Source organism: Zoogloea sp. GW822-FHT05C07 (assembly GCF_058800215.1).
In genome coordinates, this window is the sequence record NZ_CM179510.1 from 1571263 (window position 1) to 1588053 (window position 16791).

At 64.2% G+C, this 16791-nt stretch carries 14 protein-coding genes; 4 read left to right on the plus strand and 10 right to left on the minus strand.

Going from position 1 to position 16791, the window contains the following annotated elements; translation table 11 throughout:
• Window positions 1-40 precede the first annotated feature (40 nt).
• Window positions 41-1174 (plus strand): NAD-dependent epimerase/dehydratase family protein, encoded by a 1134-nt coding sequence (locus tag AC3QL2_RS07475; RefSeq protein WP_493235307.1) that lies wholly within the window; start codon window positions 41-43, stop codon window positions 1172-1174.
• A gap of 140 nt (window positions 1175-1314) precedes the next feature.
• Here the strand turns inward: AC3QL2_RS07475 and AC3QL2_RS07480 are convergent, their stop codons facing one another.
• Window positions 1315-2265 carry a PEP-CTERM sorting domain-containing protein gene (locus AC3QL2_RS07480; RefSeq protein WP_493235308.1) on the minus strand — a complete coding sequence of 317 codons (951 nt, stop codon included), beginning with the start codon at window positions 2263-2265 and terminating at the stop codon, window positions 1315-1317.
• Window positions 2266-2553: 288 nt separating this feature from the next.
• On the opposite strand from AC3QL2_RS07480, the gene AC3QL2_RS07485 reads away from it, so the two are divergent.
• Complete coding sequence (locus AC3QL2_RS07485; protein WP_493235309.1) at window positions 2554-3789, plus strand: ABC transporter permease; 1236 nt, start codon at window positions 2554-2556, stop codon at window positions 3787-3789.
• Window positions 3790-3804: 15 nt separating this feature from the next.
• Window positions 3805-5019 (plus strand): ABC transporter permease, encoded by a 1215-nt coding sequence (locus tag AC3QL2_RS07490; protein WP_493235310.1) that lies wholly within the window; start codon window positions 3805-3807, stop codon window positions 5017-5019.
• Between the two features lie 21 nt (window positions 5020-5040).
• On the opposite strand, the gene argJ is transcribed toward AC3QL2_RS07490, so the two are convergent.
• The 3 genes from argJ to secA all read right to left on the minus strand — a co-directional run bounded on the left by argJ (window position 5041) and on the right by secA (window position 10640).
• On the minus strand, window positions 5041-6279 hold the full coding sequence (argJ, locus tag AC3QL2_RS07495; RefSeq protein ID WP_493235311.1) for a bifunctional glutamate N-acetyltransferase/amino-acid acetyltransferase ArgJ: 1239 nt from the start codon (window positions 6277-6279) through the stop codon (window positions 5041-5043).
• Window positions 6280-6379: 100 nt separating this feature from the next.
• Complete coding sequence (locus AC3QL2_RS07500) at window positions 6380-7807, minus strand: HDOD domain-containing protein (RefSeq protein ID WP_493235312.1); 1428 nt, start codon at window positions 7805-7807, stop codon at window positions 6380-6382.
• 106 nt (window positions 7808-7913) lie between these two features.
• The gene (gene secA, locus AC3QL2_RS07505) at window positions 7914-10640 is read right to left on the minus strand and encodes a preprotein translocase subunit SecA (protein ID WP_493235313.1); all 2727 of its coding nucleotides are present in this window, start codon (window positions 10638-10640) and stop codon (window positions 7914-7916) included.
• Between the two features lie 143 nt (window positions 10641-10783).
• Here secA and AC3QL2_RS07510 point away from each other — a divergent pair, with 143 nt between their 5' ends.
• Entirely contained in the window at window positions 10784-11215 is a 432-nt protein-coding gene (locus tag AC3QL2_RS07510; protein WP_493235314.1) for a DciA family protein, read from the plus strand.
• Here AC3QL2_RS07510 and AC3QL2_RS07515 read toward each other — a convergent pair.
• From AC3QL2_RS07515 to AC3QL2_RS07540, 6 genes are all read right to left on the minus strand, one after another.
• Window positions 11212-11400: a hypothetical protein gene (locus AC3QL2_RS07515; protein ID WP_493235315.1), complete on the minus strand. Its 189-nt coding sequence runs from the start codon at window positions 11398-11400 to the stop codon at window positions 11212-11214. The two genes, AC3QL2_RS07510 and AC3QL2_RS07515, sit on opposite strands and share 4 nt — an antisense overlap.
• Before the next feature lie 9 nt (window positions 11401-11409).
• On the minus strand, window positions 11410-12327 hold the full coding sequence (gene lpxC / locus AC3QL2_RS07520; protein WP_493235316.1) for a UDP-3-O-acyl-N-acetylglucosamine deacetylase: 918 nt from the start codon (window positions 12325-12327) through the stop codon (window positions 11410-11412).
• A gap of 163 nt (window positions 12328-12490) precedes the next feature.
• Window positions 12491-13630 carry a cell division protein FtsZ gene (ftsZ, locus tag AC3QL2_RS07525; protein ID WP_493235317.1) on the minus strand — a complete coding sequence of 380 codons (1140 nt, stop codon included), beginning with the start codon at window positions 13628-13630 and terminating at the stop codon, window positions 12491-12493.
• A 150-nt stretch (window positions 13631-13780) separates the two neighbouring features.
• Window positions 13781-15010: a cell division protein FtsA gene (gene ftsA, locus AC3QL2_RS07530; protein ID WP_493235318.1), complete on the minus strand. Its 1230-nt coding sequence runs from the start codon at window positions 15008-15010 to the stop codon at window positions 13781-13783.
• Window positions 15007-15879 carry a cell division protein FtsQ/DivIB gene (locus AC3QL2_RS07535; protein WP_493235319.1) on the minus strand — a complete coding sequence of 291 codons (873 nt, stop codon included), beginning with the start codon at window positions 15877-15879 and terminating at the stop codon, window positions 15007-15009. The genes ftsA and AC3QL2_RS07535 overlap by 4 nt, the downstream gene beginning before the upstream one ends.
• A complete protein-coding gene (locus AC3QL2_RS07540) occupies window positions 15872-16786 on the minus strand; it encodes a D-alanine--D-alanine ligase (RefSeq protein WP_493235320.1) in 915 nt (304 codons plus the stop codon). The genes AC3QL2_RS07535 and AC3QL2_RS07540 overlap by 8 nt, the downstream gene beginning before the upstream one ends.
• Between the last annotated feature and the right edge of the window lie 5 nt (window positions 16787-16791).

A 16791-nucleotide genomic window follows, 5' to 3' on the forward strand; every position in this document is an offset into this window, starting at 1 on the left:
TCCTTGATCAGCAGGACACCCGCCCCGTCAGGAGACCCCCATGAAAGTACTCGTCACCGGTGGCGCCGGCTTCATCGGCTCCACGCTTGCCGGATTGCTCGCCCGCTCCGGACATGAAGTCCGCGTGCTCGACAACCTCAGCGCCCAGATTCACGGCCCGCTGCCGACACACTACCCCGCCAGCCTGAGCGACGCCGAATTCATGCGCGGCGACGTCACGCGACTGGACGACTGGCTCCGGGCCCTCGCGGGCATGGATGCGGTCGTCCACCTGGCCGCCGAAACCGGCACCGCACAATCGATGTACCAGATCGCCCACTACAACGCGGTCAATTCCCAGGGTACGGCGCTATTGTTCGAAGCCCTCTCCCGCGGCAAGGGCCAGGTGAAACGGGTCGTGCTCGGCTCGAGCCGCAGCGTTTATGGGGAAGGCGCCTATGCGTGCGACTGCGCCCCCAGCCACAATGGGCTGGTCTATCCGCCCGCGAGAACGCTCGCCGATCTGCAGGCCCAGTTCTGGGAGCCTCGCTGCCCGTTGTGCGGACAGGCGGGCCGGATCGCCCCCACACCGGAAAGCGCACTGGTCCGCCCGGCCTCGATCTACGCTGCCACCAAGTATGCCCAGGAGGATCTGGTCCGCATTGGATGCGAGGCCCTCGGCCTGGAATCGGTGATCCTCCGGTTCCAGAATGTCTACGGTGAAGGGCAGTCGCTGAACAATCCCTACACCGGCATCCTGTCCATCTTCTCGACACGAATCCGGCGCGGCCTGAGCCTGCCGATCTTTGAGGACGGCCGGGAATCGCGGGATTTCGTCCACGTCTCCGACGTGGCTGGGGCGCTGCAGCGCGCCCTCGAAGCCGAGGTCAGCAGCGGCAGCATCTTCAACGTGGGATCCGGAATACCCACCTCGGTCATGGAACTCGCAACCCTGCTGGTGGAGAAATTCAAGGGCACGGTCGCCCCCCATGTCACCGGCGAATTCCGCGTCGGCGACATCCGGCACTGCTACGCCGACACACGGCAAATCGAGCAGTCGCTCGGCTTCGTCCCGCAGGTTACGCTGGACGAAGGTCTATCCCGTTTTGCGGCATGGGTGCTGTCCGAGCCACTACCCGAAGACAAGCTCGACCAAGCCAACCAGGAACTGAGAGCGCGCGGACTGATGCGCTGAACTACTTCCACCGGAGATATCACCCGCCCCGACGCTTGCCCGGCAATCGCAACAACAGGCCGTAACAAAAGAAAAAGCCGTCCAGTCTGAACTGGACGGCTTTTTCAATTGCTTGCAGTGCTTACAAGTAGCTTAGAGGCTTACTTGGAAGAACGGCGGCGGCTCAGATTCAAACCGAACAGGGCCGCACCAGCCAGCACCAGGGTGGCGGGCTCCGGAACCTTGCGGGTGAAGTTGCTGGCAGCATCGCTCTGCAGCAGCAGGTTCGGGCCGGTGATGCCGTTCACCGGGCCGATGGAGCCCAGGGTCGCACCCGGGACGCCAGCCACGAGAGCGGACGGATCGACCTGGCCGAACGGCAGGCCCAGGTTGGTCTGCAGGAACAGGTTCACCAGGTCATTCACGTTGAGGTCGGTGAAGTAGTTCTTGTCGACGTAGCCAACGGTGGCGCTCAGGTCACCCGTGCCGCTACCGGTAACGGACTTGATGGTCGGGTAGTTGTCGCCGTTGGAGCCGTCCAGCGGCAGCACCGTGGTGCCGGAGGTCGTGGTGAAGGAGCTCTTGCCCACGTCGGTCGATGCATTGTAGGCATCGATGGTGCCGCTCAGGATCTTGGTGCCGTTGCTGTAACCGGTACCGGCCAAGGCGTTGGAGTCCTTCTTGCTGACATAGACTTCGAAGAAGTTGATGCCGCCAGACGCGGTCTGCAGGGTGACGGTACCGTTGCCCGGAACGCCCTGGAAGCCGGTGATGACTTCACGGAAGCCGGCCACGAAGGTCCATTCGTAACCTGCAGCGCTGCTGGAGTTCAGGCCCAGCGGGCTGTACAGGTTGCCGGCGCCGTCGATGGCGGAACCCAGGGTAGCCTGCGCGTAGGTTTGAACGACGTCGCCAATATTCGGCGCAGCGGCGTTCTGGCCCACCACGGTGCTGGTGATCAGGATGGAGTTGGGAGCCCAGTCCAGGGAGCGGATGGCGGTCGAGCTTTCCAGGCCACCGGCGCCGTCGAAGTCGATGTTGATCGCAACGCTAGCTTGCGCGCTGAGGGCGGCCAGAGCCAGGGAGGCGGCGACAAGAGTTTTCTTGAACATTTGGAATTCTCCTAAAACTAGTTGCAGAACACTTATTGTGTGTAAGCTTTCTATTACGCACTCTTATAAGCAACCCCTGTGCCAGCAATAAAAAAACGCTTTATTTCAACAATCTAAGAATCGCAGGACGTTCCCCGCCCGGAGCCAATGCCTGTTTTGTAAAAAAAACCGACAGCCACGCCATCGCTCTTTACCCGAGCTGCCGTTGCGCCGCGCCCTCCGGCCCATCCGTTCCTACACCAGGGCCTTGCTGTATCCTAACTGCACGCACGCAATGGACGTCCGCTTATGTATCTAGATTCATACCGACGCGATATCACGATCGCCCTTCGTAACGTGGTACGCCAGCGGCGGCGCTCCCTTTTCGCACTGGCGATCATCGTCGGAGGTGTGATCGCGATGATGCTTGCCGGCGGCTTCACGCAGTGGATCTTCGACAACATGCGGGAGTCGACCATCCACGCCCAGCTCGGCCATGTGCAGATCGTGCGGCCCGGTTTTTTCGACAAGGGCCTGGCCGATCCTTACTCCTACCTGCTGCCCAAGGATGATCCCCTGATCCAGACCATCGCCCAGGCGCCCGGCGTCAGGACGATCACCCCGCGTCTCGTCTTCACCGGCCTCATCAGCCATGACGAGTCGAGCATCGCGTTCTCGGGAGAAGGCGTGGATCCGGCCCGGGAAGCGGAACTGAGCCGGGATCTGCATATCGTGGACGGCCAGCCCCTGTCGCCCGACGAGCCCAACGGCATCGTGGTCGGCGAAGGTCTGGCCGCCAACCTCGGCATCAAGACCAACGACAAGATCGTCCTGCTCAGCGCGACCCGCAAAGGCAGCCTCAACGCGGTGGAATGCCGGGTCCGCGGGCTGTTCATGACCGCCACCAAGGCCTATGACGATGCCTTCCTGCGCGCGCCCCTGTCGGTCGCCCATCAATTGACGCGTACCACCGGCGCCACCAGCTGGGTGACCCTGCTCGACAGCACGGCCGACACGGACCGCTTCGTGGCCACCATGCGCAGCCAGGCCGGCCGGCAGGACATCCAGTTCGTGCCCTGGCATGAACTGGCAGATTTCTACAAGAAAACCGTCGTGCTGATGTCCCGACAGATCGGCGGTGTGGAACTGCTGATCGCCTTCATCATCGTGCTGTCGATCAGCAACACGCTGTCGATGTCGGTCATCGAGCGCACCGGCGAGATCGGTACTGTCATGGCGATCGGCCTGCCGGCCAAGGGCGTGCTGCGCATGTTCATCCTTGAAGGACTGATGCTGGGCATCATTGGCGGCACCCTCGGCGTGATCACCGGCAGCGTCCTCGCGTCCATCATTTCCTATATCGGCATTCCGATGCCGCCGCCCCCGGGCATGGCCCACGGCTTCACCGGACAGATCAACATCACCGCCGGACTGGCCCTGGAGGCCCTGGCCCTGGCGATAACCACCACGGTGCTGGCAAGCATCTTCCCCGCCTGGAAGGCCTCGCGGATGGTCATTGTCGACGCCCTGCGTCACCAGCGCTGAAGGGATCCCACACCCATGCTGTTCAAGCTCGCACTCCGCAACGTCCTGCGCCAGAAGATCCGCAGCGGGATGACGCTCGCGGCCATCATCTTCGGCGTCATCGGCCTCATCCTGGCCGGGGGCTTCGTCCAGGACACCTTCATCCAGCTCGGCGAGGTGATCATCCACTCGCAGACCGGCCATCTGCAGATCTTCAAGAAGGACTTCATGGAGAAGGGCACCCGCTCGCCGGAACGCTATCTCATCGACTCGCCAGGCACGCTGGCGGCCACGGTCCAGAAACACGCCGGCGTCGACCAGGTGATGGGGCGCATCTATTTCTCCGGCCTCCTGAACAACGGCAAGCGCGACCTTTCCATCATTGGCGAGGGCGTCGAGCCGGACAAGGAAACCAAGCTCGGCAGCTTCATCATGATCGCCGAGGGCCGCCACCTGAAGGATACCGACCGGGAGGGGATCCTGATCGGACAGGGCGTTGCCAAGACCCTCGGCCTCAAGCCCGGCGACCGGGTGACCCTGGTGCTGTCGGCGGCGGAGGGGGCGATGAACACCCAGGACTTCGAGGTCATCGGCGTGTTCCAGAGCTTCTCGAAGGACTTTGACGCCCGCGCCGTCCGCATCCCGCTGGCAGCAGCCCAGGAACTGATGTTCACGAAGGGCGCCAACATGCTCGTGGTGTCCCTGCACAAGACCGAGGACACCGACCGGGTGCTGGCGGAACTGGGCACCGAACTGCAGGGCAGCCCTTACGACGTGCGCAGCTGGAAGAGCCTGTCCGACTTCTACGACAAGACCGTGCAGCTCTACGACCGCCAGTTCGGCGTACTGCAGCTGATCATCCTGCTGATGGTGCTGCTGTCGGTCACCAACAGCGTCAATATGAGCGTCTTCGAACGCCAGGGTGAGTTCGGCACGATGCAGGCGCTCGGCAACCGCTCGCGGGACATCGTGAAGCTGATCATCGTCGAAGGAGCGATCCTGGGCGTCGCCGGCGCCGTGATCGGCGTGCTGCTCGGGGTGGCGGCCGCCCTCGCCATTTCGGCCATTGGCATCCCAATGCCGCCGCCGCCCAATGCCAACGTCGGCTACACCGCCTATATCCGGATCGTGCCGCTGACGCTGGCCAGTTCTGCCTGCGTGGGCATTTTCGGGACCGTGCTGGCCTCGATCCTGCCGGCCTTCAAGGTCACCCGCCAGCAGGTCGTGGACGCCCTGCGCCAGAACGTCTGACGCAGGGCGTTTCCGTGTGGATCAGGAACGGTAGTCCGCGTTGATCTTCACGTAGTCGTAGGAAAAGTCGCAGCTCCACAGCGTGGCTGCGACGTCGCCGCGAGCCAGGTCCACCCGGATCGTGATTTCGGCGGCCGCCATCACGCGGGCGCCGGCCTCTTCCTTGTAGCTCGCGGCCCGTCCGCCCTTCTCCGCAACCAGGACTTCCTCCCCGTTGCTGGCCAGCCAGACACGCAGCGCGGAAACGTCCAGATCGCCGATACCGGCATAGCCGATGGCGGCCAGGATCCGGCCCAGGTTGGGGTCGGATGCGAAGAAAGCGGTCTTGACCAGCGGGGAATGGCCGATCGCATAACCGACCTTGCGGCATTCCTCGCGGTCCTTGCCCCCTTCGATCTGCAGAGTGATGAACTTGGTCGCCCCTTCGCCATCACGCACGATAGCCTGGGCCAACCAGATGGACACTTCCAGCACGGCGGCGCGGAAAGCCGCGTAGTCCGCCGAGGCCGTATCGGCGATGGTGGCATTGCCCGCCTGGCCGGTGGCAATGAGGATGTAGCTGTCGTTGGTGGACGTATCGCCATCCACCGTAATGCTGTTGAAGGACAGGTCCGCCACTTCCTTCAGCACGGCATCCAGCACCGGCTGGGCCACATCCGCATCGGTGGCCAGGAAGCCGAGCATGGTGGCCATGTTGGGCTTGATCATGCCGGCGCCCTTGGAGATACCGGTCAGAGTCACCGTCTTGCCGCCGATCTGGACCTTGCGGGACGTCGCCTTCGCCACCGTGTCGGTGGTCATGATGCCGTGGGCGGCGTCGTACCACCCATCCGCCTTGAGGGCCGCCTTGGCGCCCGGCAGGCCGGCCACCAGGCGCTCCACCGGCAGGGGTTCGAGAATCACGCCAGTAGAGAACGGCAGCACCTGCCCGGGCTCGACGGCGAGTTGCGCGGCCACCGCGGCACAGGTTTCCCGCGCGGCGGCCAGACCGGGCTCGCCGGTGCCGGCATTGGCAACACCGGTGTTGATCACCAGCGCACGGATGTTCCCTGACGGGATATGGGCCTTGCAGACCTGCACCGGCGCAGCGCAAAAGCGGTTCTGCGTGAACACGCCGGCAACCCGGGAGCCCAGCGCCAGTTCAATCAGCGTGAGATCCTTCCGGTTAGCCTTTCGAACACCCGCCTCGGTCACACCGAGGCGAACACCGGCGACGGGGAACAGGGTTGAGGCATCAGGGGGGGAAAGCAGAACAGGCATGGCAGAACTCCGGAAACGAGAGCGGGTGGACAAAGACCCGCAATGATAATCCCGGAGTTGTTACCGACGCACCCGCGCGCGCAAGTCCTCCGCACCCGGACTACGCGTAATCGCTGCCCGAAGCACGCAGGCCCACGGCCAGGCTCGCCTGCAGCGCAAAATGCTGGACGGCGCGCCAGCTCTCGTCATCAAGCGCCTTTCCTCCCCGATCGGCATACAACACGCCGATCTGGCGATTCGGCGTGCCAAAGGGCACGACGAAAGCATGGTTGCAGGCGGTCACCCGCAACAGGCGCCGGATCTCCTTCGGGCTGCGCTTTGGCGTGACCCAGCACGCCACAGCGCTGTCGATCGCCGCATCAATCGCATCCTCAGGATCACCATCCATCGAGAACATGAACTGCGCACACAGGCCGTCGCCTCCCACGCCCAGCGCCGCCTTGCCCTGCAGTTCGCTCCGGTCCGGCGTCAGCAGCGCGACGACCACGCGCTCGAAGCCCACGCCCCGATATACGCCTTCGAGCACCAACTGAAGAATGTCGGCGATGCTGGCCCGGCTCATGGTCAGCGCGGTCAGGTCATGCAGGATGCGTAGCTGCAAGCCTGCATCCGGCCCTGATGGGATGACGACGGCAGGTATTTCCGGCTCCGCCAGCTGATCCCGATGCGGAATGATCTTCGCGGCCTCTGCGGCACCAAAGGTGCCGGCCACCCGCGCGGCCTCGTTGGCATTCGCAATCACCTCGGCCTGCACCACGGAAGGGCTTTGCCCAAGGTAATCCGCCACATCACGGATGGCTTGCCGGCCGGCGGGAGAGTCCCATCCGCTTTCCGCAGCGCGGGCCAGACGGTGCCCGAGCACAACCGCCCTCTCTGGCCCCCGACTACGGGGGTCGCCCTCCAGGGCAGCGGCAACCAGGCTGCCGAGGCGCCATTCCCGCACCAGTCCAACGGAAAGATGGCGCAGCGGGAATCCCAGCACGACCTGCTGCGCTTCCTCCTCACGCATCTGCGACTGGGTGAGACAACGGTCGAGGGTCTGCGCCTGCGCACCGCCAAAACACCAGAACGCCATTTCACCGACACGCGCCAGCAGCGCGGCAATGAAGACCTCCTCGCCAGCGCCGTCGCCCCGACGCGCCGACACCCAGCGCGCCTGCACCGCCGCGTGGAAACTGCGGGCCATCTCGATCTGCACGCGGCTGCGCACGCCGCCCTTCAACAGGGAATCAATCAGCGACACCGACAGCGCAAGCTCCGCCACCGGATCGAAACCCAGCACCACGATGGCTCGCGACACCGTATTGACGCTCTGGCGCGCGTTGTTGAAATAGGCGCTGTTGGCAAGGCGCAGCACCTTGGACGTCATCGGCGCATCCTTGAGGATGACCTGGGCCAGCGCTGACGCGGACGCCCGCTCGTCGCTCATGATCTCGCGCAGGGCCTGGACCGTATGCCCGAAGACGGGCATCTCACACCCGCGAATCCGCTCAATCCACGCCGACAAATCCTGATCGTTCTGACTCATGCCCTCACCTCTCGCCCCATAACGGCCGTCGACTGCCCATCTTGAGGCAGACTGTAAACGAACGGGGCCGGCATGATGCCGGCCCCGCCGTCAATGGGCAGCCGTATCAGCTCAGCTTGCCGTGGCAATGCTTGTACTTCTTGCCCGATCCGCAGGGGCAGGGATCGTTGCGCCCCGCCTTCGGGGCAAGGTTCACTTGCGGCTGGGCCAACTCCCGGTCGGGATTGGCCGTGGCCAGCGCGTCATCGTAGTCGGCGTGGTGATACTGGACGTTCTCCAGCTCGGGGGGCGCCTCGGCATCCTCCAGTTGAGCCTCGGAGCGGATCTGCACGGTCATCAGCAGCTTGGTGACTTCGGTGCGCACCACCTGCAGGAGGCTCTCGAACAGTTCGAAGGCCTCACGCTTGTATTCCTGCTTCGGATTCTTCTGCGCATAGCCGCGCAGGTGGATGCCCTGGCGTAGATGGTCGAGGGCCGACAGGTGCTCACGCCAGTGGGTGTCCAGGCTCTGCAGCATCACGTTCCGCTCGAAGCCGCGCCAGGCATTGATGTCCACCAGGGCGACCTTGTCCGCGTAGGCCTGGGCGCCCGCCTCGAGAATGCGCTGCAGAATGTCCTCGTCGGCGAGATTGGGCTCCGCCTTGACCCATTCGGCCACCGGCAGCTTGAGCTGGTATTCGGACTCCAGCGCCAGTTCAAGCGCGGGGATGTCCCACTGCTCCTCGACGGAATCGACCGGCACGTAAATGCGGAACAGGTCGTGCAGCACGCCTTCGCGCATCGCCGTGATGGTCTCAGCAATGTCGGCGCTTTCCAGCAACTCGTTGCGCTGCTGGTAGATCACCTTGCGCTGGTCGTTGGAGACGTCATCGTATTCGAGGAGTTGCTTGCGGATGTCGAAGTTGCGCTGCTCGACCTTGCGCTGGGCGGTTTCCAGCGAACGGGTCACCATGCCCGCCTCGATGGCCTCGCCCTCGGGCATCTTGAGGCGCACCATGATCGCGTTGAGACGCTCGCCGGCGAAGATCTTCATCAGCGGATCTTCGAGGGACAAGTAGAAGCGGCTCTCACCCGGATCGCCCTGGCGGCCGGAACGGCCACGCAACTGGTTGTCGATACGGCGCGACTCGTGACGCTCGGTACCGATGATCTTCAGGCCACCGGCGGTCAGCACCTGCTCATGGCGGCCCTTCCATTCCTCGCGCAGCGTGGTGATCTGGGCTTCCTTGTCCGCGGCGGACAAGGCTTCGTCCTCGCGGATCAGCGCGATCGGCTTCTCCACGTTGCCGCCGAGCACGATGTCGGTACCGCGACCGGCCATGTTGGTGGCGATCGTGATGACGCCCGGCCGGCCGGCTTCGGCGACAATCTCGGCTTCACGGGCGTGCTGCTTGGCGTTGAGCACGTTGTGCGGCAACTGGGCGCGAGTCAGCAAATCAGACAGCACTTCGGAATTCTCGATGGACGTCGTCCCGACCAGCACCGGCTGACCGCGAGCGACCGACTCCTTGATATCGGCGACGATCGCGTCGTGTTTTTCCTTGAGGGTGCGGTACACCTTGTCGTTCTGGTCCTTACGGACCATCGGACGGGACGTGGGCACGACAACGGTCTCAAGACCGTAGATCTGGTGGAATTCGTAGGCTTCCGTATCGGCCGTGCCGGTCATGCCGGACAACTTGCCGTACATCCGGAAGTAGTTCTGGAAGGTGATCGAGGCCAGCGTCTGGTTCTCGGCCTGGATACGCACGCCTTCCTTTGCCTCGACGGCCTGGTGCAGGCCCTCGGACCAGCGACGCCCGGACATCAGGCGGCCGGTGAATTCGTCGACGATCACCACCTCGCCCTCTTGCACCACGTAATGCTGGTCCTTGTGGTACAGCGCGTGGGCGCGCAGCGCCGCGTAGAGGTGGTGGATCAGCAGGATGTTGCCGGGATCGTAGAGGCTGGTGCCCTCCGCCAGCAGGCCCAGGTTGGCGAGGATCTGCTCGGCGTGTTCGTGCCCCTGCTCGGTGAGCAGCACCGAATGCGCCTTCAGGTCGACGGTGTAATCGCCCGGCGTGGTGATGTTCTCGCCTTCGCCCTCCTGCACGCTGAGCAGCGGCGGCACCGCGTTCATGCGCATGTAGAGTTCGGTGTGGTCTTCGGCCTGGCCGGAGATGATCAGCGGCGTCCGCGCCTCGTCGATAAGGATGGAGTCCACCTCGTCGACGATTGCATAGTTGAGACCGCGCTGCACCCGCTCGGCGACGTCGTACACCATGTTATCGCGCAGGTAGTCGAAGCCGAACTCGTTGTTGGTGCCGTAGGTGATGTCCGCCGCGTAGGCTTCCTTCTTCTGGTCGTGGGGCATCTGCGACAGGTTGCAGCCCACCGACAGGCCGAGGAAGCGGTAGATGCGCCCCATCCAGTCGGAGTCGCGGCTGGCCAGGTAGTCGTTGACAGTGATGACATGCACGCCCTTGCCGGACAGCGCATTGAGATACACAGGCAGCGTGGCGGTCAGCGTCTTGCCTTCGCCGGTACGCATTTCGGCGATCTTGCCATCGTGCAACACCATGCCGCCGACCAGCTGCATGTCGAAGTGGCGCATGCCGTGCACGCGCTTGCCCGCCTCCCGAACCACCGCAAAGGCTTCCGGCTGCAGCGCATCGAGACTCTCGCCATTGGCGACGCGCTGGCGGAACTCGGCGGTCTTCCCACGCAGTTCCTCATCGGACAAGGCCTGAATCTTCGGCTCGAGCGCGTTGACGGTGCGCACCGTTTGCGAGTACTGGCGAATCAGGCGGTCGTTACGGCTGCCGAAAATCTTCTTGAGTAGGCCTGCGATCATTTGATTTGGAAGGGAAAACGCGGCAAAACGCCGATTCTAACATGACGTCCGGACGCGACCATGACGGTCCAGCGGGCGGGCGCCCGCTTGTACGACACGAACGTTCTACATAGCATGGGGGCGCATTCCGGAAATCCAAGCCCATGAGCACCAGTTCGATCGACAATTTCCTCGGCAGCGGCACTGCCCTGTCCCGCCTTCAGGCCCACGCAGGCCGCCTGCTGCGTCTGCAGCGTCAGCTCGATGCGCTGCTGCCCGACTACATGGCCCGCAGTTGCAAGGTCGCCAACCTTAAAGGAGAGGAACTGGTGCTGCACGTCGATAGCGCCGGGCTGGCAGTCAAGCTGCGCCAGGCCGTGCCCAGCCTGCTCATCGATCTGGCCCGAGCCGGCGTGTTGCTGCGCGACATCAAGGTGAAGGTGGCCGTCCGGGAATATCGCCCGGCACCGCCGCCGCAGCCCTCCCGCCACATCAGCGACTCGACCCGCAGCGGGCTCGACCAGCTGGCCGCCGGCCTGCCTGCGGACTCACCGTTGGCCAAGGCCCTGAAGCGCTTCGTAAAAAGTACGGGCTAGACGAACGGAACGAGTACGCGCTCGAGGATCAGCAGTGCGAAGAACAGCAGTGCAACGATGATGGCATAGCGGAACAGGCGCCAGCCCAATGCCAGGTAGCGCCGATCACGCGTGAAGAGGAAGGCGAACACCGACGCGCCGATCCCGATCGCCACCAGCACCGCCACAATGCGCAGGATCAGCACAGCAGTGTCTCAGGCGTTGGCGAGTTCGAACAGCCGCGCCACGGCGGGCGGCGTCTTTGCGTCTTCCTCGAAGGTGACGATGTCCCAGGCGCTGCGGTCTTCCAGCAACACGCGCAGGATCTGGTTGTTCAGCGCATGCCCGGACTTGTAAGCGCTGTAGCTTGCCAGCAGCGAATGGCCGGCGAGGTAGAGATCACCGATCGCGTCGAGCACCTTGTGCTTCACGAACTCGTCTGCATAGCGTAAGCCATCGGCATTCAGCACACGATACTCGTCCATCACGATGGCGTTGTCGAGACTGCCGCCCAGACCGAGCCCGTTGGCGCGCATGAATTCGACGTCTTGCATGAAACCGAAGGTACGCGCGCGGGCAACTTCACGCACGTAGGAGTGCTCGGCGAAATCCACCGTCACCGACGTGCCGGTGCGATCAATGGCCGGATGATTGAACAGGATGGAGAAGCTCAGCTTGAAGCCATCGTAGGGCTCAAGCCGCACCCACTTGTCGCCCTCCAGGTATTCGACGGGCTTGAGCACCCGCAGGAAACGCTTGGGCGCCTTCTGCTCCTCGATGCCGGCAGACTGGATCAGAAACACGAACGGCCCTGCGCTACCATCCAGAATGGGGATCTCGGCCGCATCCACGTCGATGTGCGCGTTGTCGATGCCGAGCCCCGCCAGCGCGGACATCAGATGCTCGACGGTATTGACCTTGGCATCCCCCTTCTGCAGGCCGGAACACATGCGCGTATCGCACACCGCATAGGGGTCGGCCGGCAGGTCCACGACCGGTTCGAGGTCGACGCGATGGAACACGATGCCGGTATCCGGCGCCGCCGGACGCAACGTGAGCGTGACCTTGTTGCCGCTATGAAGCCCTACGCCGGTAGCGCTGACGACGGTTTTCAGGGTTCTCTGCTTCAACATGATGGTCCGGCCTCGCACTCAACGCTTTGAATTTTAACACACCACCTTTGCCGCACCGCAGCAAACGCATTGCACACCCGCCGCCAGAACGACAAACGCGCAGCGGACGGAGGCGACGTCCCGCTGCGCGTTTGGCCGAGCCACCAGGGCGGCCCCTGCCGGATCAGTCTGCCTGCTTGCGCAGGAAGGCCGGGATATCCAGCGTGGACATACCGTTGGCGCTCATGGCCTCGACCGTCGTACGGGACGTGCGGCGGATCACCGCCGGCAGCTCCAGGTTGCCGTAATCCACTTCCATGCCGACGTTGTCGGTACCGGTACGGATCACCTGCATTTCCGGCTTGCGTGCAACAGCAGCACGCACCACGCCGAGGCCGGTGGCGACCACGGTGACGCGAATGCGGTCTTCCATGTCCTCGTCGAAGACGGTGCCGTACTTGACGAAGGCTTCCTGGGCGGCAAAAGCCTGCACGGTGCGCACTGCATCGCGGACTTCAGCCATCTTCAGGCTGCGGTTGGCGGTGATGTTGATCAGCACGCAACGGGCGCCGGACAGCTCTGTGCCTTCCAGCAGCGGAGACACGGCAGCCTGCTCGGCCGCGATGCGGGCACGGTCGAGGCCGGACGCTTCGGCGGAACCCATCATCGCACGGCCCATTTCGGCCATCGCGGTGCGCACGTCCTGGAAGTCCACGTTGACCAGGCCATGCACGTTGATGATCTCGGCAATGCCGCCGACCGCGCAGGTCAGCACGTTGTCGGCGGAACGGAAGCATTCCTCGAAGCTGGCGTCATCGCCATAGACTTCCAGCAGCTTGTCGTTGAGCACGACGATCAGGGAGTCCACCTGCTTGGAGAGCTCTTCCACGCCGCTCTCGGCAACGCGGATACGGTTCTCGAAATCGAAAGGCTTGGTTACCACGGCAACGGTCAGGATGCCCATTTCCTTGGCGATCTCGGCAACCACCGGCGCAGCGCCCGTGCCCGTGCCACCGCCCATGCCGGCAGTGATGAAGCACATGTGCGCACCCTCCAGCGCCGCAGCGATGGCATCGCGGGACTCCTGGGCTGCGGCACGGCCGGCCTCCGGCTTCGCACCGGCCCCCAGACCGCTCTTGCCGAGCTGGACCTTGGTGTGTGCCAGGCAACGGATCAGCGCCTGGGCATCGGTGTTGGCCGCGATGAAATCCACGCCCTGCACCCCTTCGCGGATCATGTGATCCACCGCGTTACCGCCCGCACCGCCAACACCAATTACCTTGATGTTCGTGCCCCCGGTCACCTTCTCAACAATTTCAAACATTTACCTCGCCTCCAAGAGATACTGCGCTGATCGTGCCACTGCGCAATCGGCCCCGTATTTAGTGATAACTTCAAATTTTACCGCTAAATAAAGTACCGTCGCACACCGTTATCCAAATGCAATGAATTCGCTCGCCGGATTCCCCGGCCCTCAGAAATTGCGCTCAAACCAGGACTTCATGCGCGAAAAAACCTGCCCCACGTTACGCGTCTGCCGCGCCTGCAAACCTCGCCGCTTCTGCGCGGCGCCCTCCATCACCAGCCCCATCGCGTTGGCGTAGCGCGGCTCGCAGACCACGTCGGCCAGCGCGCCGTCGTACTTCGGGTAGCCGATACGTACCGGCATGTGGAAGATCTCCTCGCCCAGTTCGACCATGCCCTGCATAACCGCAGCGCCGCCGGCCAGCACGATGCCGGAGGACAGCAGCTCCTCGTAGCCCGAGCGGCGCAATTCGGCCTGAACCAGTTCGTACAGTTCGCACACGCGCGGCTCGATCACGTCGGCCAGCGCCTGACGAGACAGCTTGCGCGGCGCACGATCACCGACGCCCGGCACCTCGATCATTTCGGAGGCATCGGCCAGCGTGTGCATCGCGACGCCGTGGCGGATCTTGATCTCCTCGGCCTCTGCGGTCGGCGTACGCAGCGCCATCGCGATGTCGTTGGTGACCTGATCACCGGCGATTGGAATCACCGCGGTGTGGCGGATCGCGCCCTGCGTGAACACGGCCAGGTCGGTGGTGCCGCCGCCGATGTCCACCAGGCACACGCCCAGTTCCTTCTCGTCTTCCGACAAGGTCGCGTAGCTGGAAGCCAGCGGCTGCAGGACCAGGTCGAGCACTTCGAGGCCGCAGCGGCGCACGCACTTGACGATGTTCTGGGCCGCCGACACCGCGCCGGTGACGATGTGCACCTTCACCTCGAGACGCACGCCGCTCATGCCGATCGGCTCACGCACGCCGTCCTGGCCGTCGATGATGAATTCCTGGGTCAGGATGTGCAGGATCTGCTGGTCGGCCGGCAGCGGCATCGCGCGCGCGGTCTCGATGACCCGCTCGACGTCGATCGGCGAGACTTCCTTGTCCTTGATCGCCACCATGCCATTGGAATTGAAGCTGCGGATATGGCTGCCCGCAATGCCGGTGTACACATCGCGGATCTTGCATTCGGCCATCAGCTCGACTTCCTGGATGACCCGCGAGATCGCGTCGACAGTCGCCTCGATGTTCACCACCACGCCCTTCTTCAGGCCCGACGACGGCTGCGTGCCGAGACCGATCACATCCATGTGGCCGTCCGGCTTGAGTTCAGCCACCACGCAGGTGATCTTCGACGTGCCGATATCGAGGCCGACGATCAGTTCCTTGTATTCCTTGCTCATCGCTTACCTTTGCTTTCTTGCTTGCCCGCCGCCGCAGGCGGTATCGGCCGGAGGGCGAAACCACTGGGGTAGCGGAGGTCCACCACCGCCACGTTCATGTTCAGTTGCGCCTTGGCGCTGGGGTAATGCTTGACGAAACGGGCCAGGCGCTCGTCGATCGGCGCCTTCGGCTGGTCGTGTCCGAGTTCAATGGTGAGGCCGTCGTCCATTTTGAGCTGCCAGGCCTCCCGGGCCGACAGGGAGACGCCGACGAGCTGCTTGCCGAGCGGGCCGAGCTTGCGCGTGAAATCGTCGAACTTGGTCAGCAGCGCGCCGGACGAGCCTTCCGGTCCGCTGAAGACCGGCATGCGCGCATTGCTGGCCGCCGAGAAGACCTCGCCGTAGCGGTTAACCAGGCGCATGTCGCCGGTCTCGCCGACCCGCCAGTAGGCCGAGGCGACGTGCTCCTCGAGACGCACCTCGATACCGCCAGGCCAGTGCCGGCGCACATCGGCGCGGCGAACCCAGGGCAGCTTCTCGAATGCACCGCGCACATCATCCAGGTCTACCGTGAAGAAATTGCCACGCAGGGATGAGCGCGCCGCGTACTCCAGCTGAGCCGTGGTGACCTGGGCCAGCGGCGTCATCACCACTACCTCCCGCAGCGGGTACACCGGCAGGCGGGAAAGGGCCGCCACCGCCGCATAGCCGAGGCCCGCCGCACCGAAAACCATCAGCACGTCGGCGATCAGATTGAGGAGCTGCGGGCGATCCCACAGCCCGTTCCCTCCGGCGTCCCGCACCGGGCGCGCGGCGCGCGCGCGCTTCGCCGGGGCGGCTTTGGCCCCCGCCGGCGGCGGAACGTTGGAGGTGGCGCGCTGGTCAGCCAAGACGCGCTCCGGCAAGGATTTCCAGGCACAGGGCCTCGAAGGGCAGACCGGACACGCGGGCCGACATCGGCACCAGCGAATGGTTGGTCATGCCCGGTGCGGTGTTGATCTCGAGCAGCGTGAAACTGCCGTCGTCCCGCAGGATCAGGTCGGCACGGCCCCAGCCGCGGCAACCCAGCACCTGGGCGCAACGCACGACCGCTGCCTTGATCTCCGTCTCGAGAGCCTCGGGCAGGCCGCTCGGGCAGAAGTACTGGGTGTCGTCGGTGAAATACTTGTTCTGGTAATCGTAGTTGCCCCCCGGCGCGACGATGCGCACCAGCGGCAGGGCCTGATCGCCGAGGAACGGCGCGGTCAGCTCCTGGCCGGTCACGAACTCCTCCGCCAGCACCAGCGAATCGTACTTGGCAGCCAGTTCCCAGGCCGCCTTCAGCTGGCCGGCCTCGGTAACCTTGGTGGCGCCCATGCTGGAGCCTTCATGCACCGGCTTGACGAAAATCGGCAGGCCGAGCTGGGCCACCACCGCATCCCAGTCTGTCTTCTCGTCGAGGATCGCGAAGCGCGGCGTCGGCAGGCCGCTGGCCAGCCACACCAGCTTGGTGCGCCATTTGTCCATGGCGATGGCCGAGGCCATCACGCCGCTGCCGGTATAGGGAATGCCCATCAGCTCGAGGGCGCCCTGCACCGTGCCGTCTTCGCCACCGCGCCCGTGCAGCGCGATGAAGACACGGTCGAACCCCTCTTCCTTGAGGATGTGCAGGTCCCGCTCGGCCGGATCGAAGGCATGGGCATCCACGCCCGCGCCCTGCAGCGCCGCCAGCACGGCACCACCCGACATCAGGGAAATCTCCCGTTCAGCGGACGCCCCGCCCAGCAGGACCGCCACTTTTCCGAATCGACTGCTCACCTCAG

Excerpts from the sequence above, each read along its gene's own strand:
- AC3QL2_RS07475 (WP_493235307.1), top strand. The coding sequence starts at position 41 with ATGAAAGTACTCGTCACCGGTGGCGCCGGCTTCATCGGCTCCACGCTT.
- AC3QL2_RS07480 (WP_493235308.1), bottom strand. The coding sequence starts at position 2,265 with ATGTTCAAGAAAACTCTTGTCGCCGCCTCCCTGGCTCTGGCCGCCCTC.
- AC3QL2_RS07485 (WP_493235309.1), top strand. The coding sequence starts at position 2,554 with ATGTATCTAGATTCATACCGACGCGATATCACGATCGCCCTTCGTAAC.
- AC3QL2_RS07490 (WP_493235310.1), top strand. The coding sequence starts at position 3,805 with ATGCTGTTCAAGCTCGCACTCCGCAACGTCCTGCGCCAGAAGATCCGC.
- argJ (WP_493235311.1), bottom strand. The coding sequence starts at position 6,279 with ATGCCTGTTCTGCTTTCCCCCCCTGATGCCTCAACCCTGTTCCCCGTC.
- AC3QL2_RS07500 (WP_493235312.1), bottom strand. The coding sequence starts at position 7,807 with ATGAGTCAGAACGATCAGGATTTGTCGGCGTGGATTGAGCGGATTCGC.
- secA (WP_493235313.1), bottom strand. The coding sequence starts at position 10,640 with ATGATCGCAGGCCTACTCAAGAAGATTTTCGGCAGCCGTAACGACCGC.
- AC3QL2_RS07510 (WP_493235314.1), top strand. The coding sequence starts at position 10,784 with ATGAGCACCAGTTCGATCGACAATTTCCTCGGCAGCGGCACTGCCCTG.
- lpxC (WP_493235316.1), bottom strand. The coding sequence starts at position 12,327 with ATGTTGAAGCAGAGAACCCTGAAAACCGTCGTCAGCGCTACCGGCGTA.
- ftsZ (WP_493235317.1), bottom strand. The coding sequence starts at position 13,630 with ATGTTTGAAATTGTTGAGAAGGTGACCGGGGGCACGAACATCAAGGTA.
- ftsA (WP_493235318.1), bottom strand. The coding sequence starts at position 15,010 with ATGAGCAAGGAATACAAGGAACTGATCGTCGGCCTCGATATCGGCACG.